Origin of the sequence: Aliiroseovarius marinus, from assembly GCF_004360145.1 — a bacterium.
GTDB lineage: Bacteria > Pseudomonadota > Alphaproteobacteria > Rhodobacterales > Rhodobacteraceae > Aliiroseovarius > Aliiroseovarius marinus.
In genome coordinates this window covers 205,001-227,255 of record NZ_ML178712.1, presented here as the reverse complement: position 1 = coordinate 227,255, position 22,255 = coordinate 205,001, and the positions used below count along the sequence as shown (strand labels likewise).

Here is a 22,255-nt window from a genome sequence, read left to right as displayed (position 1 = left end):
TTGCAACCCGCCGAATTGGCGGGTTGTTCTTTTTAAAGGTGGTAGGGGGTCTTGTGACCGACACGAGCCGGGTTGGCTCAGTATCTTTTAGTTTCCGCACAAAACGCCCTATTTCAAAGATACCTATTGCAATTTTCCCTCCAGCCCCCCATCTGGGCAGTGCTCACGTTTTTCTTTTTCGACCAACTGTCTCCTACCCTGGCGCTCAGTCTTTCGATCCAGACCGACCACGCCAGGCCGCTGCACTTTCGCGGGCGGTATTTTTATTAGGAGACTACGGAAATGGCCAATGGCACCGTAAAATGGTTCAACTCAACTAAAGGCTTCGGCTTCATCGCACCTGAAACTGGCGGCAAAGACGTGTTTGTACACATCTCGGCTGTCGAGCGTTCGGGCCTGACCGGTCTGGCTGATGACCAGAAAGTAACATTCGACGTTGAAGCAGGCCGCGACGGTCGCGAGTCGGCTGTTAACATCGAACTGGCATAAGCTTTTCGAATACAGTTTTGAAGCGCGGCTCTCATCCGAGGGCCGCGTTTTGCGTTTCAAGGCGAATGTGTATTCGTTGCCTGAAAGGGGCTCCGCCCGTTCGCGCCTGCAAATGTCCACTGGACATTTCCTTTTTCAGCGCTCACCCCTTGCCACACCCCCAAAACCCCTCTATTACGCGCGAGTTCGCTGGGGAAAGCGGCTGTGGCGGGATTCGGTCCCGCTTTTCGTTTTCCTTGGGTTCGACGAGGGTCGGGGGAATGAGCTCCTGATCGTCCTATCAACTCCAAGCCTGAAAGGGCGAATGCTATGCAAAGCCAAAACATTCGTATCCGTCTGAAGGCGTTTGACTATCGTGTGCTGGATGCCTCCACACAGGAAATCGTCAACACCGCCAAACGCACGGGTGCTCAGGTGCGCGGTCCCATTCCGCTGCCCAACAAGATTGAGAAGTTCACGGTTCTTCGTGGTCCTCACATCGACAAGAAATCCCGCGACCAGTTCGAGATCCGCACGCACAAGCGTCTGCTCGACATCGTTGACCCGACCCCGCAGACCGTAGACGCGCTGATGAAGCTCGACCTGGCTGCTGGCGTTGACGTTCAGATCTCGGTCTAAGGAGGGTATCACAGATGCGCTCTGGTATTATCGCGAAAAAAGTGGGCATGACCCGCTTGTTCATGGAAGACGGCAAGCAGATCCCTGTGACCGTTCTTCAACTGGAAAACCTGCAGGTTGTTGCCAACCGCACCGAAGAGACCGACGGTTACACCGCCGTTCAGCTGGGTGCTGGTGAAGCAAAAGCCAAACGCACCTCGAAGCCGATGCGCGGCTACTTCGCCAAAGCTGGCGTTGCCCCCAAGCGCAAACTGGTCGAGTTCCGCGTTCCTGCTGAGAACCTGATTGCCGTTGGCGAAGAGATCTCGGCCGAGCACTATGTTGCCGGTCAGAAGGTCGACGTTGCTGGTACTTCGATTGGTAAAGGCTTTGCCGGTGCCATGAAGCGTCACAACTTCGGCGGTCTGCGCGCCACGCACGGTGTTTCGATCAGCCACCGTTCGCACGGTTCGACTGGTCAGTGTCAGGACCCCGGCAAGGTGTTCAAAGGCAAGAAAATGGCCGGCCACATGGGTTCGGTTCGTGTGACCACTCAAAACCTGGAAGTCGTGAAGACCGACGCCGATCGTGGCCTGGTGTTCATCAAGGGCGCTGTCCCCGGCTCGAAAGGTGGCTGGGTCACCGTTAAGGACGCCGTGAAAAAGAAGCTGCCCGAGAACGTACCGTTCCCGGCTGCTCTGAAATCGGCTGCAACCGAAGCACCGGCTGAAGAAGCCCCTGCGGAAGGTGGTGAAGCATGAAACTTGATGTAATCAAACTTGACGGCGGCAAAGCCGGTTCGGTTGATCTGGACGAGGCCCTGTTCGGCCTTGAGCCGCGCGCAGACATTCTGCACCGCGTGGTCCGCTGGCAGCGCAACAACGCGCAGGCTGGTACCCACAAGGTAAAGACGCGTTCGGAAACTTCCTACTCGACCAAGAAGATCTATCGCCAGAAGGGCACCGGCGGCGCACGTCACGGTGACCGTAACGCACCGATCTTCCGTAAAGGTGGTATCTACAAAGGTCCGACCCCGCGTTCGCACGGCCACGACCTGACCAAAAAATTCCGCAAGCTGGGTCTGAAGCACGCCCTGTCCGCCAAAGCGAAAGCTGGTGAACTGGTTGTGATCGAGGACGCTGCTGCCGAAGGTAAAACCGCCGCCCTGGCCAAACAGGTCAAAGACCTGGGCTGGAAACGTGCTCTGGTTATCGACGGAGCCGAGGTAAACGAGAACTTTGCACGCGCTGCAAAGAACATCGAAGGCCTGGACATCCTGCCGACCATGGGCGCCAACGTGTATGACATCCTGAAGCGTGACACCCTGGTGATCACCAAAGCAGGTGTCGAAGCTCTGGAGGCTCGCCTGAAATGACCGATAAAGCTGCACTCTACGACGTGATCCGCAAGCCGATCATCACCGAAAAAGCCACCATGGCTTCGGAGAACGGCGCCGTGGTTTTCGAAGTCGCTATCGACTCGAACAAGCCGCAGATCAAAGAAGCTGTTGAAACCCTGTTTGGCGTGAAGGTGAAAGCCGTCAACACGACCATCACCAAGGGTAAAGTCAAGCGCTTCCGCGGTCAGATCGGTAAGCGTAAAGACGTCAAAAAAGCCTATGTGACCCTGGAAGAGGGCAACACGATCGACGTGACCACCGGTCTCTGATCGTCGGCTTGACCCGATAAAGAAAGCCCCTGCCGCAAGGTGGGGGCTTTTTTGTTTTTCCCCTTATGTCGGTATTGGGTAACTGTACACACTAAGGTAGAAACCGGACAAAACACCAAGAGCAGGATTGCCTAGTATGTTCACCGCTGATTTTCGGGATGAGATCGCCAAGGACGACAGTATCGACAGTTTTTCAGTCACGCTTTGCGCGCGCGAAAGCGTGTCGGTTCTGCGTGCCTTCGTCGAGCATTATCAACTTGCCGGAGCCGAGCAGGTCTTTCTGTATATTGACGATACGAAAGAGGTCTCGGACGAGGTGACAGAGGCGCTGGCGCCTTATGGCTTCGTGACGGTCCAAGGGTGCGATGAAGCCTTCTGGAAAGAAGCTTATCCAGACGAAAAGGTGCCTTCGCTGCCGCAAAAGCAAGAGGCACTGCGTGATCGGACGATCGCGATGAACACGTCGGACTGGCTGTTCTTCTGCGACGCAGACGAGTTCATTGTTGGTGACCGGCCAATCGGTGTCGCGCTGGCGCAGCTTCCCGATGACATGAAAGGCGTGAGGCTGAAGAACTCGGAAGCCGTCTGGGGCCCGGACGATGATGTCACACAACCCTATGGCAGCGGATACGAGCGTTTCAGTTTCGGCACGCACCGTCGTCTGAAGGGCCCAAAAAAGAAGAATTGGCGTAACCTCATCGCGATGCTGGTCTATGGACGGGACTGGCGTGAGATGATCAAGGGCACCGCCGGGCACAGCATGGGGAAGCATTTCTTGCGTCGTGGGGCCTATCCGGATGAATCGACCAGTCACGTCTCATTCTTCGACGGCCAGCCTGTGCCTTATCTGCCTATGCGGATCCAGAAACAGCATAACTGGCATGTGGTGCATTTCGATGCGATCAGCTTTGGGCGCTGGAAAGACAAATGGCAGGGTCGCCTTTCGGGAAGCACAAATACGGGTCCGGTTGGCGAGTCGCGGGTTGCCCAGCTCGAAGCGGCGCGACGTGCCTTTCAAAAAGGAAATCCTCAGCGTCAGTTCCGTCGCATCTATGGTGTGAACCGGTGGCAGAAGCGGATTCTGACGCGGCTGAGGCTGCTTGGGCAACTTCCCCGCGAAGCGCGTCCCGAATAGTGTTGCATCTTGCGACCATCAGGGCGTTTCTTACGCTCCGGGGAGCATGAACGCATGCAAGACGCCGCCAGCAGGTAAACCTATCTATGCAGAAGCCTCTTTCTCATATCCCTCGCGCGGGTAGGGCGCGCGACAGCTTCGCCGTCTGCCTCACCGCACGCGAAACCGTTTCGGATCTACGGCGGTTCATTGATCACTGTCGCGATGCGGAAGCCGCTCACATCTATCTGTATTTCGACGGCACGAACGATGAAGCGCAGGATGTGTGTGGCGTTTGGGGGCAGGATCCGTTTGTGACCATAACGGTGTGCGATCCGGCGTTTTGGCAGAGCGCATTGCCTGACGTGACCGCGCCCGCGCTTGAGGAAAAGCAGATCGCGACGTGCATGATGGCAATCGAGAAAAACCAGTCAGATTGGTTGCTGTTCTGCGATGCGGACGAGTTTCTGGCTGCGGACATTCCGATTGGCGAAGTGTTGGCACAGGTTCCAGACAGCCAGCCCGGAGTTCGGGTCCGGAATACCGAAGCTGTCTGGGGTGTCTCGGATGATATCACACAGGAATTTGGGTGCGGATACGAGCGTCGCCCCGCGCGAAATTCAGTGATTGGGAAGTACATTCTTCCCTATCTGGTGTTCGGCCCCGACGGTCGCGTGATGAGCCGATGCACGGCTGGCTATACGGCCGGAAAGCATCTTTTGCGGCGCGGCGTTGTTCCCGAGCAGATGACCTGTCACAAATCCCGTGTGAATGGCCGGCGATTGGAGTTTCTGCACGACCTCCTGCCAGACGATGCGCATACTCGTGTTGTCCATTTCGATGCAATCGGAAGCGACCGCTGGCATCGGAAATGGCAGTCGCGGATCAGTGGCGCGACAGTTGCCGCCAATATGGGGGCGTCCCGCCGTCGCCAAGCAGAGAAAATCGCGCAGGCCTTCCAGCAGGGCAAATCCGAGCACGCTTTCCGTCGCCTTTACGGATTGACCCGCTGGCAACAATTCATCCTGACGCGTCTGGGGCTTTTGACACGGATCTGGAGTTAATCCGACGCACACGCGCTTTTGACTCGTTTTGCCCGAAACCCTAGGTAGTGTGGGACTGTTCGACGAGTGATTCATACTGATACGAGGACTGCTAATGCTAACCCGCCGCCATTTCGTCATCACGACGGCCACGATGTTTTCCGGCCCCATCGCGTCGCCCTTGCTGGCGCAAGAAACCGCGACGGCTGAGGTCACCCCCGAAGCCGCCGCACCTGTCGAGCCGGTTAAGGTCAAGCGCCGTCCGGTGTCCAACTCGGCCATGTGGAACAGCTATGACGCGCGGGTGACGCCTGCCAATTACGATCCCATGACCTCGAACCCGTGGGGTCTGAAGCCGCGCTTGCTGCCGCGGATTGTGCAGGCGAATGACGGGTTGAAGCCCGGTGACATCCACGTGGATGCGGTGGCGCGGTACCTCTATCACATCCGCGATGACGGTACGGCGATGCGCTATGGCGTCGCGATCGGCCGCAGTGGCCTGTACGAGCCCGGCGTCTATACCGTTGGCCGCAAGACCAAATGGCCGACCTGGATCCCGACCAAGGACATGATCGAGCGCGAGCCGCACAAGTACAAGAAATACGAAGATGGCATGGACGGAGGTCCGTCGAACCCGCTGGGATCGCGCGCGTTGTATTTGTACGAAGGCCGCCGCGATACATATCTGCGCATCCACGGCTCGCCGCAGCCGCGCTCGATCGGCTCGCGCGCCAGCTCGGGCTGTGTGCGGATGGTGATGGCGCATATCATTGGGCTGTATGATCAGGTCGAAACCGGCGTGACCGCGCATCTGTACCCGGCCTGATCCGGACCCCTTAAACGAAAACGGGCGGCCCCATCGGGCCGCCCGTTTCTGTTCTGAGGCAGATCTTATGCGTCCTGCTTGATGCAGATCGCGCGACCCTTTTTGTTGCGCAGTGGAATATAGGTCGTCTCGACCGGGCCCGTGTGCCGATACATCAGGCAGCCATCACGGGCATCCACGCGAATGTCGCTGGTGTCTTGTCCCGGCGCTACTGTCTCGGCCACTTCGGGCGGCAGGGTTGCGCGGGTCTTTAGGTTCGGGTCCATATTCGCGACGCCCGAGGGCGCCACACAGCCCGACAGCCCAAACGCGGCAACACCCGCCAAAAGTACTAGGTTCTTCATTACGCTCTTCCAAAAGTTTAGTTGGCGAGAGGATGGGGGATTTTAGAGGCGAAGGGAAGGGGAGAAAGGCCACGTACGTCTCAAGAAGTATTGGCCTTTCGGGGCAATCAGTTCACGCCTATTCCACCGTTACCGCCCGCTGATACAGATGCCACGTCGTGTGGCCAAGGATCGGCAGGGTGAAGATCAGGCCGAAGAACGCCGATGCCAGTGACAGCAGGATGGTGACCGAGATGATGGCCGCCCATGTCAGCATGGTCACCGGGTTTTCGGTGACAACGCGGACCGAGGTCAGCATGGCGGTGACGAAATCGACCTCTCGGTCCAGCAGCATGGGCATGGCGACCACGGTGACCGAGAAGAGGACCGCCGACAGGATCGCGCCTGCGCCTGTGCCGATGGCGAGGAAGGTCCAGCCTTCGGGTGTGAAGAATACGGCGGTCAGGAACCCGTCCATGCTGGAGAACGAGGCATCTTGCAGGATGATCGCGAGCCACAGCCGGATTTGGTACATCCACACCCAGAAGACAAAGAGCGTGACAAAGGCCATCCAGCCCATCTCGCGTTTGCTTTGACGGGCCATGACGGTGAGGATCTCGGACCAGCCGAAGTGTTCGCCCTTCTGACGCCGGCGCGACATTTCGTAAAGCCCGGCGGCGGCGAAGGGGGCGACCAGAGGGAAGCCGACCATCGCGGGGATGATCATCCAGATATAGCCCAGCCAGACCAGGCACCAGACAAACAGAATGCCGAAGACCGCGTAGAACAGGCCGAAGAAGCCGCTCATGACCGGGCGGGCCATAAAGTCCGAGAAGCCAGCCTTCAGCGATGCGCTGATGTCGGTGGCGGTCACGGTGTTCACTTCGATCTCGGCCGGTGAATGCGGGGCTGGTGGTGTGGTGTCTGTGGTCTTGGATGTCATAGCGCAGTCCTCCCTTAAAGGGCTCCGCGCTGACCGCCTGTTGGTAGGTCCGGCTGCGAAACGGAACCCCCTCGTATGGATACATGTTTGCATAGCCCGCGCTTTCGGGGCAAGAGAGGGCAAGGGCCGCGCGAAGGGCAGTGCGCAAAGCCTTACGATAAAGGGCGATCGGTGCGAAATGAATCCGTCTTGGCCCTTGCCACATCCCCCCAACCCTGATAGGTCGCGCAAGTCTTGTGGCCTCGGATTCGTTCCGGGGCCCGTGATATTTTGAACTTGGGGACCTTCGGGGCCCTATAACATCCGGGCAATCCATTTGCCCGCACATGCAAACGGAAGACAGTAAACATGGCACTTAAGTCGTACAAACCGACGACGCCGGGCCAGCGTGGGCTGGTTCTGATCGACCGTTCGGAGCTGTGGAAAGGACGTCCTGTCAAATCCTTGACCGAGGGTTTGACCAAGTCGGGCGGCCGGAACAACACCGGACGGATCACGTCGCGCCGCCGAGGTGGTGGTGCGAAGCGTCTCTATCGTATCGTTGACTTCAAACGTAACAAGTTTGACGTCGCAGCCACGGTTGAACGGATCGAATATGACCCCAACCGCACCGCTTTCATCGCACTGATCAAGTACGAAGATGGCGAACAGGCTTACATCCTGGCACCGCAGCGTCTGGCTGTTGGTGACACCATCGTCGCATCGGCCAAAGCCGACGTGAAGCCGGGCAACGCTATGCCGTTCTCGGGCATGCCGATCGGTACCATCATCCACAACATCGAACTGAAACCGGGCAAGGGCGGCCAGATCGCTCGTGCAGCTGGTACCTATGCTCAGTTCGTTGGTCGTGACGGTGGCTACGCTCAGATCCGCCTGTCGTCGGGCGAACTGCGCATGGTCCGTCAGGAATGCATGGCCACCGTTGGTGCCGTGTCGAACCCCGACAACTCGAACCAGAACTTCGGTAAAGCCGGTCGTATGCGTCACAAAGGCATCCGCCCGTCGGTCCGTGGTGTTGTTATGAACCCGGTCGATCACCCGCACGGTGGTGGTGAGGGTCGTACCTCTGGTGGTCGTCACCCGGTAACCCCGTGGGGCAAGCCGACCAAAGGTGCACGTACCCGCAACAAGAACAAGGCGTCGTCGAAGCTGATCATCCGCTCGCGTCACGCCAAGAAGAAGGGCCGCTAAGATATGGCACGTTCTGTATGGAAAGGCCCTTTTGTTGACGCTTACGTCCTCAAAAAGGCTGAAAAGACCCGCGAGTCGGGCAAAAACGAGGTCATCAAGATCTGGTCGCGTCGTTCGACCATTCTGCCCCAGTTCGTGGGTCTGACCTTTGGCGTCTATAACGGCCAGAAGCACGTTCCCGTGCTGGTGACCGAAGACATGATCGGCCAGAAGTTCGGTGAATACTCGCCGACCCGTACCTACTACGGTCACGCCGCTGACAAAAAAGCGAAGAGGAAATAAGCCATGGGTAAGGATAAGAATCCCCGCCGCGTGGCCGAGAACGAAGCAATGGCGAAAACCCGCATGCTTCGTACGTCCCCGCAGAAACTGAACCTGGTCGCGCAAATGATCCGTGGCAAGAAAGTTGATCGTGCTCTGACCGATCTGACTTTCTCGAACAAGCGGATTGCTCAGGACGTGAAGAAATGCCTTCAGTCCGCGATTGCGAACGCCGAGAACAACCACAACCTGGACGTCGATGAACTGATCGTCGCCGAGGCCTATGTGGGCAAGAACCTGACCATGAAACGCGGTCGTCCGCGCGCCCGTGGTCGTTTCGGCAAAATCATGAAGCCGTTCTCGGAGCTCACCATCAAGGTGCGTCAAATTGAGGAGCAAGCCTAATGGGTCATAAGGTAAATCCGATCGGCATGCGTCTTCAGGTCAACCGCACCTGGGATAGCCGCTGGTACGCAGACACGAAAGATTACGGTGATCTTCTTCTGGAAGACCTGAAAATTCGTGACTTCATCAAGACCGAATGCAAGCAGGCTGGTATCAGCCGTGTGATCATCGAACGTCCGCACAAAAAGTGCCGCGTAACGATCCACACTGCTCGTCCCGGTGTGATCATTGGCAAGAAAGGCGCAGACATCGAAACCCTGCGCAAGAAAATCGCCAACATCACCGACTCGGAACTGCACCTGAACATCGTCGAAGTTCGCAAGCCCGAACTGGACGCTGCCCTGGTTGCAGAATCGATCGCTCAGCAGCTGGAACGTCGTGTGTCCTTCCGTCGTGCTATGAAGCGCGGCGTGCAGAACGCCATGCGTATGGGCGCCCTGGGCATCCGTATCAACGTTGCTGGCCGTCTTGGCGGTGCTGAAATCGCGCGTACCGAATGGTATCGCGAAGGTCGTGTGCCGCTGCACACCCTGCGCGCTGACATCGACTATGCACACGCCGAAGCAATGACGCCCTATGGCATCATCGGCATCAAAACCTGGATCTTCAAAGGCGAAATCATGGAGCACGATCCGTCGGCTCGTGATCGTCGTCAAGCTGAGCTCCAGGAAGGTCCCGCGCCCCGTGGCGCCGGCGGCCGTCGCTAAGGAGATATGAGATATGCTTCAGCCTAAGCGTACAAAATTCCGCAAGATGCACAAAGGCCGGATCAAAGGTCTGGCCAAAGGCGGTTCGGACCTGAACTTCGGTTCCTATGGTCTGAAAGCTCTCGAGCCCGAGCGTGTAACTGCACGTCAGATCGAAGCTGCCCGTCGTGCCATGACGCGTCACATGAAGCGTCAGGGTCGTGTATGGATCCGCATCTTCCCGGACACCCCGGTAACCGCCAAGCCCATCGAAGTTCGTATGGGTAAAGGTAAAGGTTCCGTGGACCGTTGGACCTGCAAAGTAAAGCCGGGCCGCGTAATGTTCGAGATCGACGGCGTCAACGACGACGTTGCTCGCGAAGCTCTGCGCCTTGCTGCCATGAAACTGCCGATCAAATCGCGCGTTGTGGTACGTGAGGACTGGTAAACCTCGAATTTGCTGAAAGCAAAATCGAGGCGTGCGGTGTAGCGAATTTCCAAAGGAAACTCGCGGGCCGCACCCGGTAGAAAAATAAAAACCCCCGTCGAGAAATCGGCGGGGGTTTTGTTTTTGTAAAACAAAATTTGCCCCACTAAACTGATGAAAAGCGGCGGGATTTGACTATCCGACATAATGTACCGCTATTGCAATTTGTGAGGTGAGGTTTGGCATGAGGTACATCTAGGTCATTGTCGCCGTATTCGTCGCTGGTGCGGTGACATACTTCCTAGGGCAGTCACTTGAAGAATTCGCGGCTTTGAAAGAAGCGATACCCTTTGTGTTTATAGCCATTCTCTATTTCCGGTATGAAACCAAGATCGAGAATCTGAGTATGGACTTGCTTTCGGTAGAGGAACGGTTGGAAGAAATGAGTAAAGGTGAGTGGGAGCCATATATGCGTTTCCGAAAAGACCCATACAATCCGAGTTAAGCCGTTAATTTACGCACGGGCCACGCCCGACCCTCCCCCCGGGAGGGCGTATTGCGACGTTTTGAAATTTAGGGAAGTTCGCGGTGGGGTGATGCAGCGTAAAACGCTACCAAAGCGATACGCCCACCCGGATCGGGCGTGGCCCTATACCCCAACCCCCAACACTCCAATGGCCTCTTCCAGCTGGGTCTCTTCATATCCAAAGTGCGAGTGGACCACGGTTTCCAACTGCCGGAACACTGCGCGGGCCTCGTTGAACTTTTCGGCGTCCACCTCGAACATCAGCGCCATCGCGGCGCGTTCCAGGCGGACCAGTAATTCGTGCACGACTTTGTGCTCTTCCATCAGCCGGTCGATGACCGCGCGTAGGGCGTCGTTTCCTTTTCCGGCGAGTTGCGGGAACAGGCTGTATTCCTCGGCGTCGTGGTGAAAGGTCAGCACCTTGCATTCCCGCCCGCAGAGCGATCCGAATTGCCGGACGTTCTGTGCAAACTCGGCCGACATCAACGCGTCGGACAGGTCTTGGCCCGAGGCCTCGCCCGCCTCGATCCGATCCAGCACGATTCCGATCCGGCCCACATCGTGCAGATGCATCCGGTGGATTGCCGCCAGCCGCCGCCCCATGCGCCGATCCGCGTCCGTGGCCTCGGGCATTGCGGGCATGGTGGGGCGGGTGCCGTAGTCGACCGTCAGGTCGGAAAGGGGGGAGTCGTGAAGTGTGTTCATGGTGTCCTCGGGCGCGGCGCAATGCAGAGCAGATAGGTGCCGCGCCGAGGATTGCAACTAGCGCAGCAGCTCGTCCATCAGGCCGATGATTTCGAGGATCTGGAAGGTTGTCGGGTCCGCACGATAGATCATTTCGCCCACGCGGTAATAGCTGTACTGCGGATCCAGCCGATAGCGGTCGAAATCCGTGATGCGGCGATAGTCGTAATCATGAACGTAATCGCCCTCTTTCGGTTTCGCCAATCCGGGCGGGACGCAAGGCGGGTTCTTCTTGGCCAGACCCGGCGGGCAGCCACCGTTTCCGACGCCGTTGCCTTTCCCATTCCCGGCGAAAGAGGCGCCCGTCATCAGGGGCAGAAGCGATAGGATCAGGGCGGCTTTTAGGGGTGCTTTCATGGTCATTCTCATCATGCAGACTGTGTCGCGTGTTGAGCATGACGCTATCCGCACCACCAGTGTTATCCAATATCACCGGGATCCGGCGCGGGGATTTGCCGATCTTGACGCGCCAAAAAGCAAAACCGCGCCGAGTGGGCGCGGTTTGGTGTCGTTCGGTTGGTGAGGCGCGGAGGCTTACTCGCCCCACTTGTAATTAAAGCTCACCGACAGGCGTTCTTCCTCGCCGGTGTTCTGCATCACTTCGTGACGCAGCCAGCTTTCCCACAAGAGCACGTCCCCTTCGGCTGGCCGCTTGGTAATGAAACTCTGCAGCTCTTCACGCGCGTTTTTGCGGCGGGGTGGGGCGGCCATCATGCGGGCGTGGCGCGGGTCTTCGTAGCGCAGAGCGCCCGCGCCTTCGGGCAGCGCCAGATAGGTGGTTCCTGAAATGACTGAATGCGGGTGGATATGTGCCGAGTGATAGCCGCCGGGCGGTAGGATGTTGATCCAGATGTCTTCGAGCACCAATTCGCGATCATCCAGATTGAACTCCAGATCCTCGGCGAAGGCGGCAACGTGCTTGTCCAGACTGTCGACCAGATCCTTGAAGATCGGGAAACGCCAGGGCAGGTCGGTCAGGGAGGCATAAGAGGTGTAGCCGGGATAGCCCTCGGCTTCGCACCATTCCTGCCCCGCCTCGTCATCCTCGGCGATGGAGTAGCAGCTGTCATAAAGCTCGTCTTGGTCGACCTTGGGGTCAAACTCGGACAGTTGAGCATGGTAAAGGCGGGTCACGAAGAGGGAAGAGATATTGGCCATGGGGCAGGGATAGCGGATTCGGAAGAGGAGGGCGAGGGGGACTAGGTCTTTCGTGATTGCGTGTGCTTTGTTGCCGTTGCATCTTTTGGTTGTTTCAAAGGAAGAATAGACATGCCAACCGCGCTCACCCCCGAACAAATAGAACGTTTTCGTTCCGGTAAAGGCTCGCCTTTTCTTGCTCCAAGCGAGGTTCTATCCCTCCTACCGTGGCTGAACCAAAACGGATTGTTCGTTCAATCAATGGAAGCTGTTGAGATAGACGTAGACCAAGGCTCCAAGCCCGGAAGGTTGGATTTCTCGATTCTTGGATTGGATGATGAGGAAAACTGGGAAGCGCATCGTTGCGTTGAAAGAGCCAATCGTCTGGCTGAGGTCAAACTTAAGTTGGCTGTCGAATGCGAAAACCCGATCGAAGTACAGATCTGGATTGACTACGGAATGTGCGCCTAAATACCCAAACTTTCCCTTGCCCCCAAGGCCTAACCACCCTATAGACGCACATCTCGCGGATTCCCGGCAACGGGATTCGTGTGTATTGCATATAACCCACCAGGTTTAGGGTGACCTTCCGCTAAGACGGGAAGAGCTCTCTGGTGCAAGGAAAGGAAAAGGCGAATGAACGCCAAGGAACTGCGTGATCAGTCTCCTGACCAGCTGCGTGAAAAGCTGGCAGAGCTGAAAAAGGAAAGCTTCAACCTGCGTTTTCAGCAGGCCACCGGCGCCCTCGAAAACACTGCTCAGATGCGCAAAGTACGCCGCGACGCCGCGCGCGTAAAAACCATCCTGAGCGAACAAGCCAAAGCTGCGGCTGAGTAAGAGGAGCTGAGAGTATGCCCAAACGTATCCTGAATGGTGTTGTAACCAGCGCCGCAAACGAGCAAACCGTGACTGTTTCGGTTGAACGCCGCTTCAAGCACCCGCTGCTTCAGAAAACCGTTCGTAAGTCGAAGAAATATCGCGCTCACGACGAAAAGAATGCCTACAAGGCAGGCGATAAGGTTCGCATCATCGAATGTGCACCGAAGTCGAAAACCAAGCGTTGGGAAGTTCTGGAAGGCTAAGTTTAACTTACCTTCCCGGACGACTTAACAAGTCGAAACCCTGGGGGTTCCGCCATGCATCGGCGCCCCAAAGGTCGGGAGAAACCACATGATCCAGATGCAAACCAATCTGGATGTAGCTGACAACAGCGGCGCTCGCCGCGTTCAGTGCATCAAGGTTCTGGGTGGTTCCAAGCGTAAATACGCATCCGTTGGCGACATCATTGTTGTCTCGGTTAAGGAAGCCATCCCGCGCGGTCGCGTAAAGAAAGGTGACGTCCGTAAGGCCGTCGTCGTTCGCACCGCCAAAGAGGTCCGTCGTGACGACGGCACCGCAATCCGTTTTGACCGCAACGCTGCTGTCATCCTGAACAACAACAACGAGCCCGTGGGCACCCGTATCTTCGGACCGGTTGTTCGCGAACTGCGCGCGAAGAACTTCATGAAGATCATCTCGCTGGCTCCGGAGGTGCTGTAAGATGGCTGCTAAGTTGAGAAAAGGCGACAAGGTTGTCGTTCTGGCCGGCAAAGACAAGGGCAAGCAGGGTGAGATCACCTCGGTTGACCCGAAAGCTGGCAAAGCCGTTGTTGACGGCGTGAACATCGCAATCCGCCACACCCGTCAGAGCCAGAACAGCCAAGGTGGCCGCATCCCGCAAGCGATGCCGATCCAGCTGTCGAACCTGGCCCTTCTGGACAAGAACGGCAAAGCAACGCGCGTTGGCTTCCGCGAGGAAGACGGCAAGAAAGTGCGTTACGCCAAAACCACCGGGGAGACTGTCTGATGCTGGATACCGCAAACTACACCCCCCGTCTGAAGACCGTATATCAGGACAGCATCCGTGCCGCCCTGAAAGAGGAATTCGGCTATAAGAACGACATGCAGATCCCGCGTCTGGACAAAATCGTTCTGAACATTGGTTGTGGCGCTGAGGCCGTTAAGGACTCGAAAAAAGCCAAGTCGGCAATCGAAGATCTGACCAAAATCGCCGGCCAGCAGGCCGTTGGTACGAAAGCGCGCAAATCGCACGCTCCGTTCCGTCTGCGTGAAGGTATGATCATCGGCGCAAAGGTGACCCTGCGCGGCGACCGGATGTATGAATTCCTGGACCGCCTGATCACCATCGCGATGCCCCGTATCCGCGACTTCCGCGGCGTATCGGGTACCTCGTTCGACGGTCGTGGCAACTACGCCACCGGCCTGAAAGAGCACATCGTGTTCCCGGAAATCGACTTTGATAAAGTTGATGAAACCTGGGGCATGGACATCGTGATTGCCACCACCGCTGAAACCGACGCGGAAGCAAAGAGCCTGTTGAAGCACTTCAACATGCCCTTCAACAGCTGATCCGCGGGAAGGAAAAGACATGGCTAAAAAAGCAATGATCGAACGCGAGAAGAAGCGCAAAAAGCTGGTGGCAAAATATGCTGCTAAGCGTGCTGCGCTGAAAGAGATCGCAAACGACGAAAGCAAGTCGATGGAAGAGCGTTTCAAGGCGCGCCTGAAGCTTGCAAAACTGCCGCGCAACTCGTCGGCCACCCGCTTGCACAACCGCTGCCAGCTGACCGGTCGTCCTCACGCTTACTATCGTAAGCTGAAAGTTTCGCGTATCGCGCTGCGGGAACTTGGCTCTGCTGGCCAGATCCCCGGCATGGTGAAATCGAGCTGGTAAGGGAGAGAAGATATGAACGATCCTATCGGCGATATGCTCACCCGTATCCGCAACGCTCACATGCGTGGCAAGTCGACCGTTTCGACCCCTGCGTCGAAACTGCGCGGCTGGGTTCTGGATGTACTGGCTGACGAAGGCTACATCCGCGGCTACGAAAAAGGCACTGACGAGCGTGGCCACGCCACCTTGGAAATCAGCCTGAAATACTATGACGGTGCGCCCGTTATCCGCGAACTGAAGCGGGTTTCGAAGCCGGGCCGTCGCGTCTACATGGGTTCGAAAGACATCCCGCAGGTCCGTCAGGGTCTGGGTGTGTCGATCGTTTCGACCCCGAAAGGCGTCATGTCCGATGCAAACGCTCGCAACCAGAATGTTGGTGGCGAAGTGCTTTGCACCGTCTTCTAAGGAGGTCTCTATGTCTCGTATTGGTAAACGACCGGTCGAGCTGCCCTCTGGCGTAACTGCCAGCCTGTCGGGCCAGACCATTGAAGTGAAAGGCCCGAAAGGCGCCCGCACCTTCACCGCCACGGATGATGTGACCATCACCGTAGAAGACAACGCTGTGTCGATTGAACCGCGCGGCAAGTCGAAGCGTGCACGTCAGCAGTGGGGCATGAGCCGCACGATGGTTGCCAACATGGTAACCGGCGTAACCGAAGGCTTCAAAAAAGAGCTGGAAATCAACGGTGTTGGTTACCGTGCTCAGATGCAGGGCAACACCCTGAAGCTGAACCTTGGTTATTCGCACGACGTTGACTACGTCGCTCCGGAGGGCGTCACCGTGACCGCTCCGAAGCCGACCGAAATCATCGTTGAAGGCATCGACCAACAACTCGTCGGCCAAGCCGCGGCCAACATCCGCGAATGGCGTAAGCCCGAGCCCTACAAAGGCAAAGGCATCAAATACAAAGACGAGTATATCTTCCGCAAGGAAGGTAAGAAGAAGTAAAGGACCAGACAGATGGCAAACAGCAAACGGACCCTGTTCCTCAAGCGCCGCCTGCGCGTCCGGAACAAACTTCGCAAGCACAACGTCGGCAAGCTGCGCCTTTCGGTGCACCGCTCGTCGAAAAACATCAGCGTTCAGATCATCGACGACGTTCAAGGGACCACCCTTGCTTCGGCTTCGTCGCTGGAAAAATCGCTGGGTGTTGTTGGCAAGAACAACGTGGAGGCCGCTTCGAAAGTGGGCGCCGCGATTGCCGAGCGCGCGAAAAAAGCTGGGATCGAAGAATGCTACTTCGATCGTGGCGGCTTCCTGTTCCACGGCAAAGTCAAGGCTCTGGCCGACGCTGCCCGTGAAGGCGGCCTGAAGTTCTAAGAACTTTGAGAGGGGCAGTGGTTATCCGCTGCCCCTCCGATGATCCGGGGGCGCGTCGCGTTCACTGGGATTGAGTTAAACGGCGCAAGACGCCGCCTATGAAAGGATGTTCTGATGGCAGAACGTGAGAACCGCCGGAACCGCCGCGAACGCGACGAAGCTCCGGAATTTGCAGATCGCCTGGTTGCGATCAACCGCGTGTCGAAAACCACCAAAGGTGGTAAAAACTTCGGCTTCGCAGCTCTGGTAGTCGTCGGCGACCAGAAAGGCCGCGTCGGCTTTGGTAAAGGTAAAGCGAAAGAAGTGCCCGAGGCCATTCGCAAAGCCACCGAGCAAGCCAAGCGCCAGATGATCCGCGTACCTCTGAAAGAGGGCCGCACCCTGCACCACGACGCCGAAGGTCGTCACGGCGCTGGTAAAGTGATCATGCGTACCGCACCTGAAGGTACCGGGATCATCGCCGGTGGTCCGATGCGTGCCGTATTCGAGATGCTGGGCATCAAGGACGTTGTGTCGAAGTCGATCGGCTCGCAGAACCCCTATAACATGATCCGCGCCACCATCGACGGTCTGAAAAAAGAAGCCAGCCCCCGCCAGGTCGCTCAGCGCCGTGGCAAAAAGGTTGCTGACATTCTGGGTGCTAAGTCGGACGCTCCGGCTGAAGCCGCAGACGCGTAAGGAGATCTGACCAATGGCTAAAACCATCGTTGTAAAACAGGTCGGCTCGCCGATCCGTCGCCCCCAAGACCAGCGCGCTACGCTGATCGGCCTGGGCCTGAACAAGATGCACAAAACCCGCGAGCTGGAAGACACCCCGGCCGTGCGCGGCATGATCGCCAAGATCCCGCATATGGTTGAGATCATCGAGGAAAAAGGCTGAGCCTCGGCTTAGACTTTCTCTTGAAGACAAAGAGCACCCCGGTCAGAAATGGCCGGGGTGTTTTTCCTTTGGTCGCTTAAGTGCAAGAAGGTCGTAATATGAAACGCAGAGCTAAGATTGTGGTCACATGGACCTCTGTGACCATCGGTGCACTTCTGGCCTTTCTAATTGTAGCTGAACGAAATCATTGTCCGCTCAATGACTATCTACCGCAGGACGCGGAAGTGGTTTCATGCGCGTATCACGGCTTCATAGATTTCAGTACAATGATCGAAGCCAAAGGCCCGCCGGAGATCAAGGAAGATTTCACAGACGCGATCCTTGCGAGTAGACCAGAGCTGCGATTCATCGCGACTGGCAATGCCGCGTGGTATGATGGAACAACGGTGATTGAAAAAAGCAACGGACCTGCTCCATTTAACTTATATCAGGAACGACCAGATCAGATTCTAGCAATAGGTTATCAAGACGGATTTCTGACGGTGATTTACGACAGTTGGTAGCGGCCTTGGGTTATGGTCATATTTCCTGTCAGTGGACTAGAAGTGATTTTATCTGCATGAAAAATAATAAGAAAAGCTGGAAGATCGAAGGTGATACTTTGCCAGCAGATCTCCGAGAGAAACTTAAGGACGTCTTTAGGCAATCGCAAAACGAACTGGACGCACTCCCGCGCCCACTGACCCCGCCATGGGAAATGTTTCCCGACTATGCGCGCACAAGTATGGGATGGCGTATGGGGTCGGGGGAAACCTTCATGGACTACTTTCGCGAATGGTTTTTGTCGCTGCCGCTGGATGAGCGGCAGGACTATATTAACTCGACGACGATCCCAGATGAGTGGGTGGGATGGTTGGAAGGTATTCATCCCTGACCACCCCAACCCATGCATCCCTTGCAACCCGGGCTTTCCGATTCAGCGGTGGTTGTTTGGCCTGACGCCTCCTATCACGGCGACAACTGATATTCTCCTGTTAAGGACCGCTAAGATGAACGCTCTGATCAACCCCGTGACCCCGCTGGCTTCGGCCATCGCTGACCTTTTCGTTGCTGCACAGACCGCAGTTCGCCGGTTCATGAACTCGGAATGCACCCCGACCTGGACCGAGTTCATGAAGGACTGCAACAAAGGCTAAGCGCTTTTAACATTCTCCCGGACAAACCCCCGATGGCATTAGCCTCGGGGGTTTTTCTTTGCGGGTTTGGCGTCGATCACACGGGTCAAAGAATTCCGCCATAATGCCTCAATTTAAACATGAACAATGCGTCCGAAACGCGTAGACTGTTCGCGAGCAATGTTTGAAAAGTTCTTTTGGCACAGTTGAGGCAGTATTCATGGGGGTAGACACAAGCAGCCCCGAGATCGAGATTCCCCTGGCCCCGTCTTCGGCGCGCCAGACCATCACGCTGATCATCCCGGTTTATAACGAGATGGACAGCATCCAGCCGTTTCTTGATTGCTGCTCAACCGCATTGGCAGAGCTGGCGGACACCTGTGAGTTCGAGTTCCTGTTCGTCAATGATGGCAGCGCGGATAAGACCGAGGTGATCATCACGCAGGCCCGGGCCAAGGACGCACGCATTTCGCTTGTGAATCTGTCGCGCAATTTCGGGAAAGAGGCCGCGCTGTCTGCTGGCCTGACCCACGCAACCGGCGACGCGGTGATTCCGATGGACGTGGACCTTCAGGACCCGCCTGAAGTGATCCCCCAGATGATCGCCGCCTGGCGCGATGGTGCGAAAGTTGTAAATGCGCACCGCGCGACGCGGGACGAGGATACTTGGTTGAAGCGCACCAGCGCGGGGATGTTTTATCGGCTGTTCAATCTGATGGCGGAGTATCCAATTCCGACGGGTGTTGGTGATTTCCGTCTGCTGGATCGCGATGTGGTGCAGGCGATCAATGCGCTGGGGGAGCGGTCTCGGTTCAACAAAGCCATCTTCAGCTGGGTCGGGTTTGAAACCGCCGAAGTTAGCTATGAACGCCCGGCGCGATTGGCCGGGGAAACGCAGTGGTCCTATTGGAAGCTGTGGAAGCTGGCGCTTGACGGCATCTTTGCCGCTTCGACCATGCCCTTGCGTGTCTGGACCTATGTCGGTTTGACGATGGCGCTGATGTCTTTCCTGTACTCGGTCTTCCTGTTTGTACGCGTGCTGATCCTTGGCATCGATACGCCGGGTTATGCCTCGACCGCGATTTTGATCCTGACCTTTGGTGGCATGAACATGTTCGCGCTGGGGATCATCGGGGAATATGTCGGCCGCATCTATACCGAAGTCCGCCAGCGCCCACTTTATATCGTGCGCTCGTATCTGCACGGCGACGAACAGGAGACCCGTGATGGATCGTGATGTCTATCAGCGTATGAGCGAGCTTGAGGCGAACCATTGGTGGTTCGTGGCGCGGCGTAAAATCATTGGAACGCTGATCCGCCGAAAGGGCGATTTGCCCGCAGATGCGCGGATTTTGGAAGCTGGCTGCGGCAGTGGCGGCAACCTTGCGATGTTGCAAGAACTCGGCCAGCTTGATGCGTTCGAATATGACGAGGTTGCCCGCGAGATGTCGCGCGATCTGTCTGGGTTGGATGTTCAGTTTGGCGCCTTGCCAGACGAGCTGCCCTTTGCGCCGCGTGACTATCACCTAATCGGCCTGTTTGATGTGCTTGAACATGTGGAACAGGACGAAGCATCCTTGGCAGCATTGGGCGCGCGCTTGGCGCCGGGCGGAAAGCTATTGGTGACGGTCCCGGCGTTTCCGTTCCTGTGGTCGCGTCATGATGAAACGCACCACCATTTCCGCCGCTATACCCGCCAAAGCCTGACCGAGGTGGCCGGGCGTGCTGGATTGCGCGTGAGTTATTGCAGCTATTTCAACATGTATCTGTTCCCCGTCGCCGTTGTGGTGCGGGCGTTGAAAAAGCTGACGGGTCGCGACACGCCCGATGACGACATGCCGCCGGCACCAGTGAACGCTGCGATGAAGATCCTGTTTTCGTCCGAGCGGCATTTCCTTGGCCGCATCTCGCTGCCCTTCGGTCTGTCCTTGGCCGCCGTGATCGAGAAAGCCTAACCATGTTCATGCAGCTCATGCGCTTCGCGGGGGTAGGGGGGCTGGCCACGCTGGTGCATGTCTGTGTTGCGTTGATCGCGAATTCTGTGTTCGGGCTTGAAGGCTTGGCTGCGAATTTTGCCGGGTTCACCGCTGCGGTACTGCTATCCTATTTTGGGCATGCCCGAATTACCTTCCAGACACGCCCGGATCACGCCCAACACATGCCGCGTTTCCTGTTCGTGTCGCTTGTGGGGCTGCTGACCAGTTCGTCTGTCGTGTGGCTGATCACAGAGCGTTTGGGGCAGGGCTTTGGTCTGTCCATGCTTTTGGTCGCGATCGCGGTGCCCTTGGCGTCGTTCCTTGCGATGAAGTTCTGGGTCTTTGCCCAACATCAGCAGCAGAGCCAACTGGATTGGATGTCGATCCTGATTGCTGCGGCGTTCATGGTTGTCTTTCTGTTGGTCTACTGGTCGCGCCCGCATCACCACGATGTGGCGTGGTATCTTGTGGCGACCGAAAAGTTCCTGAACGGGGCCGTCTTTTATGTGGACGTGATCGAGATTAACCCGCCTCTGAATTTCTTCCTGACAATCCCCGCTGTTTTGCTGGCCGAGATCCCCGGCGTTTCGCTTGTGAATGGCCAATACCTATTCGTCGCGCTGTTGACCGCAGGCAGTCTTGTTTGGTCAGGGCATATTCTGCGTGATGCTGACATTCTCGGCCCCAGCCATCGCGCGCTCTTTTTGGCCTTGATGGGATTTGGTGTGACCGTCGCAGCCATCAACAACATCGCGCAGCGCGAACACCTTATGGTGCTGCTGATCCTGCCGTGGCTTGTTGGGCAGCTGTCGTCTGATAAGGGGCCGCGAACCATCCTGCCCGCACTGGTCGCGGCGTTTGGGATCTGCCTGAAGCCGCACTTCCTGATCTTTCCCATCCTGATGCTGGGCCGCGACATCTGGCGCAATAGAAATCTGCGCCCCGTGATCTGGCCTGAATATATGACAATGCTTGCGGTTGGCGTCGGTTATATTGCTTTCGTCGCGCTGATGTATCCGCTTTACCTGTCCGAGATCATTCCCACCGGGCAGGTGGTATATGGTGTCTATGGGACAGAGTTTGCCAATGTGCTTAAGTCGCTCCAGATCGTCGTCGTCATCGCCTTGATCATTCTTATTCCCAACATGATCCGTCCCGGACAGGGCAGTGGCGTTTTTGTACTGGCGATCATTGGTGGCCTGATCAGCTACTTGGCTCAGGCGAAGGGCTTTCTTTACCATCTGGTGCCGCTGTTCAGTTTTGTGATCCTGGCTGGGTTTTGGATTGCCCTGTCCGCGCGCGCCCTGTGGTCGGCGCGCCTGTTGGCTGCAATTGCAACCAGCTTGGCCTGCGCAATCATGTTTAGCTTTCAGTTCTATGGAAACGTCCTGCGCGATGATGTCGTCAACGTGGCACGCGATCTGAAAATAACTGGGCCTCTTTTGACCACGTCATCCGGATTGGACGCCGGCCCCCCGGCGGCGCTTTAGCTGGGGGTCGAGTGGGCCAGCAGTTATCCAGCACAATGGATCTATCCCGGCGCGCTTGAGATGCGGCTGCGAACAGACTGTACCGCGCAGCCTGACCTCTGCGATCGAATTGATGGCCTACTGGATCGTAACCGTCAGCACATGATGGATGACCTTTACGCCTATGAACCCGAACTGATTGCCGTGTCGCGTGTTAAGCTGCCGCAAGAGACGAACTTCACCTCATGGCTGGTCTTCATGCAGCCGCATCCTGAGTTCGAGCTGTTCATGTCCAACTACACGCTTGTACGAACAACAAAAGCCCATAGCTTTTTCCGGCGTATGAGCAGCGAGTCGGGCGCGCAATAGCGCTGATTTGT

General features: G+C 56.9%; 38 protein-coding genes. 33 read left to right on the top strand and 5 right to left on the bottom strand.

Annotated features, from left to right (window positions below; genetic code table 11):
• Positions 1-282: 282 nt before the first annotated feature.
• The 8 genes from EOL43_RS01225 (at position 283) to EOL43_RS01190 (ending at position 5,737) form a co-directional block, all read left to right on the top strand.
• Complete coding sequence (locus EOL43_RS01225) at positions 283-489, top strand: cold-shock protein (RefSeq protein ID WP_108857567.1); 207 nt, start codon at positions 283-285, stop codon at positions 487-489.
• Positions 490-798: 309 nt separating this feature from the next.
• Positions 799-1,107, top strand: a complete 309-nt coding sequence (rpsJ, locus tag EOL43_RS01220) for a 30S ribosomal protein S10 (RefSeq protein ID WP_085868478.1) — start codon at positions 799-801, stop codon at positions 1,105-1,107.
• 14 nt (positions 1,108-1,121) lie between these two features.
• The gene (rplC, locus tag EOL43_RS01215; protein ID WP_133484962.1) at positions 1,122-1,847 is read left to right on the top strand and encodes a 50S ribosomal protein L3; all 726 of its coding nucleotides are present in this window, start codon (positions 1,122-1,124) and stop codon (positions 1,845-1,847) included.
• Positions 1,844-2,461: a 50S ribosomal protein L4 gene (rplD, locus tag EOL43_RS01210; RefSeq protein ID WP_133484961.1), complete on the top strand. Its 618-nt coding sequence runs from the start codon at positions 1,844-1,846 to the stop codon at positions 2,459-2,461. Before rplC ends, rplD begins: the two co-directional genes overlap by 4 nt.
• The gene (locus EOL43_RS01205) at positions 2,458-2,754 is read left to right on the top strand and encodes a 50S ribosomal protein L23 (protein ID WP_133484960.1); all 297 of its coding nucleotides are present in this window, start codon (positions 2,458-2,460) and stop codon (positions 2,752-2,754) included. Before rplD ends, EOL43_RS01205 begins: the two co-directional genes overlap by 4 nt.
• Before the next feature lie 136 nt (positions 2,755-2,890).
• Positions 2,891-3,889, top strand: a complete 999-nt coding sequence (locus EOL43_RS01200) for a glycosyltransferase family 2 protein (RefSeq protein WP_133484959.1) — start codon at positions 2,891-2,893, stop codon at positions 3,887-3,889.
• Between the two features lie 86 nt (positions 3,890-3,975).
• Positions 3,976-4,932, top strand: coding sequence for a glycosyltransferase family 2 protein (locus tag EOL43_RS01195; protein WP_133484958.1), 957 nt, complete (start codon positions 3,976-3,978; stop codon positions 4,930-4,932).
• A 94-nt stretch (positions 4,933-5,026) separates the two neighbouring features.
• On the top strand, positions 5,027-5,737 hold the full coding sequence (locus EOL43_RS01190; protein ID WP_133484957.1) for a L,D-transpeptidase: 711 nt from the start codon (positions 5,027-5,029) through the stop codon (positions 5,735-5,737).
• Positions 5,738-5,802: 65 nt separating this feature from the next.
• On the opposite strand, the gene EOL43_RS01185 is transcribed toward EOL43_RS01190, so the two are convergent.
• Together EOL43_RS01185 and EOL43_RS01180 are read right to left on the bottom strand one after the other, a co-directional pair.
• Positions 5,803-6,081 carry a hypothetical protein gene (locus EOL43_RS01185; protein ID WP_133484956.1) on the bottom strand — a complete coding sequence of 93 codons (279 nt, stop codon included), beginning with the start codon at positions 6,079-6,081 and terminating at the stop codon, positions 5,803-5,805.
• Positions 6,082-6,199: 118 nt separating this feature from the next.
• Positions 6,200-7,003 (bottom strand): DUF2189 domain-containing protein, encoded by an 804-nt coding sequence (locus EOL43_RS01180; protein WP_133484955.1) that lies wholly within the window; start codon positions 7,001-7,003, stop codon positions 6,200-6,202.
• Between the two features lie 348 nt (positions 7,004-7,351).
• Between EOL43_RS01180 and rplB the strand changes: the two genes are divergently transcribed.
• From rplB to rplP, 5 genes are read left to right on the top strand one after another with little or no spacing between them, the layout of a single operon-like run.
• Positions 7,352-8,194 (top strand): 50S ribosomal protein L2, encoded by an 843-nt coding sequence (gene rplB, locus EOL43_RS01175; RefSeq protein ID WP_133484954.1) that lies wholly within the window; start codon positions 7,352-7,354, stop codon positions 8,192-8,194.
• 3 nt (positions 8,195-8,197) lie between these two features.
• A complete protein-coding gene (gene rpsS, locus EOL43_RS01170) occupies positions 8,198-8,476 on the top strand; it encodes a 30S ribosomal protein S19 (protein ID WP_108857556.1) in 279 nt (92 codons plus the stop codon).
• A gap of 3 nt (positions 8,477-8,479) precedes the next feature.
• Positions 8,480-8,860, top strand: a complete 381-nt coding sequence (gene rplV, locus EOL43_RS01165) for a 50S ribosomal protein L22 (protein ID WP_133484953.1) — start codon at positions 8,480-8,482, stop codon at positions 8,858-8,860.
• Positions 8,860-9,567 (top strand): 30S ribosomal protein S3, encoded by a 708-nt coding sequence (rpsC, locus tag EOL43_RS01160; RefSeq protein WP_133484952.1) that lies wholly within the window; start codon positions 8,860-8,862, stop codon positions 9,565-9,567. The genes rplV and rpsC overlap by 1 nt, the downstream gene beginning before the upstream one ends.
• 13 nt (positions 9,568-9,580) lie before the next feature.
• On the top strand, positions 9,581-9,994 hold the full coding sequence (gene rplP / locus EOL43_RS01155; RefSeq protein WP_133484951.1) for a 50S ribosomal protein L16: 414 nt from the start codon (positions 9,581-9,583) through the stop codon (positions 9,992-9,994).
• Positions 9,995-10,622: 628 nt separating this feature from the next.
• On the opposite strand, the gene EOL43_RS01150 is transcribed toward rplP, so the two are convergent.
• Both EOL43_RS01150 and EOL43_RS01145 read right to left on the bottom strand, forming a co-directional pair.
• Positions 10,623-11,204: a hemerythrin domain-containing protein gene (locus tag EOL43_RS01150; protein WP_133484950.1), complete on the bottom strand. Its 582-nt coding sequence runs from the start codon at positions 11,202-11,204 to the stop codon at positions 10,623-10,625.
• 57 nt (positions 11,205-11,261) lie between these two features.
• Complete coding sequence (locus EOL43_RS01145; protein ID WP_240686419.1) at positions 11,262-11,600, bottom strand: excinuclease ABC subunit A; 339 nt, start codon at positions 11,598-11,600, stop codon at positions 11,262-11,264.
• On the opposite strand from EOL43_RS01145, the gene EOL43_RS15320 reads away from it, so the two are divergent.
• On the top strand, positions 11,599-11,766 hold the full coding sequence (locus EOL43_RS15320) for a hypothetical protein (RefSeq protein ID WP_166636179.1): 168 nt from the start codon (positions 11,599-11,601) through the stop codon (positions 11,764-11,766). The two genes, EOL43_RS01145 and EOL43_RS15320, sit on opposite strands and share 2 nt — an antisense overlap.
• 11 nt (positions 11,767-11,777) lie before the next feature.
• On the opposite strand, the gene EOL43_RS01140 is transcribed toward EOL43_RS15320, so the two are convergent.
• On the bottom strand, positions 11,778-12,401 hold the full coding sequence (locus EOL43_RS01140) for a TIGR02466 family protein (protein ID WP_133484949.1): 624 nt from the start codon (positions 12,399-12,401) through the stop codon (positions 11,778-11,780).
• A 111-nt stretch (positions 12,402-12,512) separates the two neighbouring features.
• On the opposite strand from EOL43_RS01140, the gene EOL43_RS01135 reads away from it, so the two are divergent.
• From EOL43_RS01135 to EOL43_RS01050, 19 genes are all read left to right on the top strand, one after another.
• Entirely contained in the window at positions 12,513-12,851 is a 339-nt protein-coding gene (locus EOL43_RS01135) for a hypothetical protein (RefSeq protein ID WP_133484948.1), read from the top strand.
• Positions 12,852-13,016: 165 nt separating this feature from the next.
• Complete coding sequence (gene rpmC, locus EOL43_RS01130) at positions 13,017-13,217, top strand: 50S ribosomal protein L29 (protein WP_133484947.1); 201 nt, start codon at positions 13,017-13,019, stop codon at positions 13,215-13,217.
• A 14-nt stretch (positions 13,218-13,231) separates the two neighbouring features.
• Positions 13,232-13,462 (top strand): 30S ribosomal protein S17, encoded by a 231-nt coding sequence (gene rpsQ / locus EOL43_RS01125; protein ID WP_133484946.1) that lies wholly within the window; start codon positions 13,232-13,234, stop codon positions 13,460-13,462.
• Between the two features lie 88 nt (positions 13,463-13,550).
• Positions 13,551-13,919: a 50S ribosomal protein L14 gene (gene rplN / locus EOL43_RS01120; protein ID WP_007118848.1), complete on the top strand. Its 369-nt coding sequence runs from the start codon at positions 13,551-13,553 to the stop codon at positions 13,917-13,919.
• A 1-nt stretch (position 13,920) separates the two neighbouring features.
• Complete coding sequence (gene rplX / locus EOL43_RS01115; RefSeq protein ID WP_133484945.1) at positions 13,921-14,226, top strand: 50S ribosomal protein L24; 306 nt, start codon at positions 13,921-13,923, stop codon at positions 14,224-14,226.
• Positions 14,226-14,789, top strand: coding sequence for a 50S ribosomal protein L5 (gene rplE, locus EOL43_RS01110; RefSeq protein WP_133484944.1), 564 nt, complete (start codon positions 14,226-14,228; stop codon positions 14,787-14,789). The genes rplX and rplE overlap by 1 nt, the downstream gene beginning before the upstream one ends.
• A 19-nt stretch (positions 14,790-14,808) precedes the next feature.
• Positions 14,809-15,114 carry a 30S ribosomal protein S14 gene (gene rpsN / locus EOL43_RS01105; RefSeq protein WP_133484943.1) on the top strand — a complete coding sequence of 102 codons (306 nt, stop codon included), beginning with the start codon at positions 14,809-14,811 and terminating at the stop codon, positions 15,112-15,114.
• Positions 15,115-15,126: 12 nt separating this feature from the next.
• The gene (rpsH, locus tag EOL43_RS01100; RefSeq protein WP_133484942.1) at positions 15,127-15,519 is read left to right on the top strand and encodes a 30S ribosomal protein S8; all 393 of its coding nucleotides are present in this window, start codon (positions 15,127-15,129) and stop codon (positions 15,517-15,519) included.
• A gap of 10 nt (positions 15,520-15,529) precedes the next feature.
• Positions 15,530-16,063, top strand: a complete 534-nt coding sequence (rplF, locus tag EOL43_RS01095; RefSeq protein WP_133484941.1) for a 50S ribosomal protein L6 — start codon at positions 15,530-15,532, stop codon at positions 16,061-16,063.
• 12 nt (positions 16,064-16,075) lie between these two features.
• Positions 16,076-16,435: a 50S ribosomal protein L18 gene (gene rplR / locus EOL43_RS01090; protein WP_133484940.1), complete on the top strand. Its 360-nt coding sequence runs from the start codon at positions 16,076-16,078 to the stop codon at positions 16,433-16,435.
• A gap of 114 nt (positions 16,436-16,549) precedes the next feature.
• Entirely contained in the window at positions 16,550-17,113 is a 564-nt protein-coding gene (rpsE, locus tag EOL43_RS01085; protein WP_133484939.1) for a 30S ribosomal protein S5, read from the top strand.
• 13 nt (positions 17,114-17,126) lie between these two features.
• The gene (rpmD, locus tag EOL43_RS01080; RefSeq protein ID WP_133484938.1) at positions 17,127-17,315 is read left to right on the top strand and encodes a 50S ribosomal protein L30; all 189 of its coding nucleotides are present in this window, start codon (positions 17,127-17,129) and stop codon (positions 17,313-17,315) included.
• A 98-nt stretch (positions 17,316-17,413) separates the two neighbouring features.
• Entirely contained in the window at positions 17,414-17,818 is a 405-nt protein-coding gene (locus EOL43_RS01075; RefSeq protein WP_133484937.1) for a hypothetical protein, read from the top strand.
• Between the two features lie 56 nt (positions 17,819-17,874).
• The gene (locus tag EOL43_RS01070) at positions 17,875-18,189 is read left to right on the top strand and encodes a hypothetical protein (protein ID WP_133484936.1); all 315 of its coding nucleotides are present in this window, start codon (positions 17,875-17,877) and stop codon (positions 18,187-18,189) included.
• A 115-nt stretch (positions 18,190-18,304) separates the two neighbouring features.
• Positions 18,305-18,451: a hypothetical protein gene (locus EOL43_RS15315; protein WP_166636178.1), complete on the top strand. Its 147-nt coding sequence runs from the start codon at positions 18,305-18,307 to the stop codon at positions 18,449-18,451.
• 199 nt (positions 18,452-18,650) lie between these two features.
• Positions 18,651-19,667 (top strand): glycosyltransferase family 2 protein, encoded by a 1,017-nt coding sequence (locus EOL43_RS01065; RefSeq protein ID WP_133484935.1) that lies wholly within the window; start codon positions 18,651-18,653, stop codon positions 19,665-19,667.
• Complete coding sequence (locus tag EOL43_RS01060; RefSeq protein ID WP_133484934.1) at positions 19,657-20,385, top strand: class I SAM-dependent methyltransferase; 729 nt, start codon at positions 19,657-19,659, stop codon at positions 20,383-20,385. Before EOL43_RS01065 ends, EOL43_RS01060 begins: the two co-directional genes overlap by 11 nt.
• Positions 20,386-20,387: 2 nt before the next feature.
• The gene (locus EOL43_RS01055) at positions 20,388-21,896 is read left to right on the top strand and encodes a GtrA family protein (RefSeq protein ID WP_133484933.1); all 1,509 of its coding nucleotides are present in this window, start codon (positions 20,388-20,390) and stop codon (positions 21,894-21,896) included.
• 60 nt (positions 21,897-21,956) lie between these two features.
• Complete coding sequence (locus tag EOL43_RS01050) at positions 21,957-22,244, top strand: hypothetical protein (protein WP_133484932.1); 288 nt, start codon at positions 21,957-21,959, stop codon at positions 22,242-22,244.
• Positions 22,245-22,255: the final 11 nt, after the last annotated feature.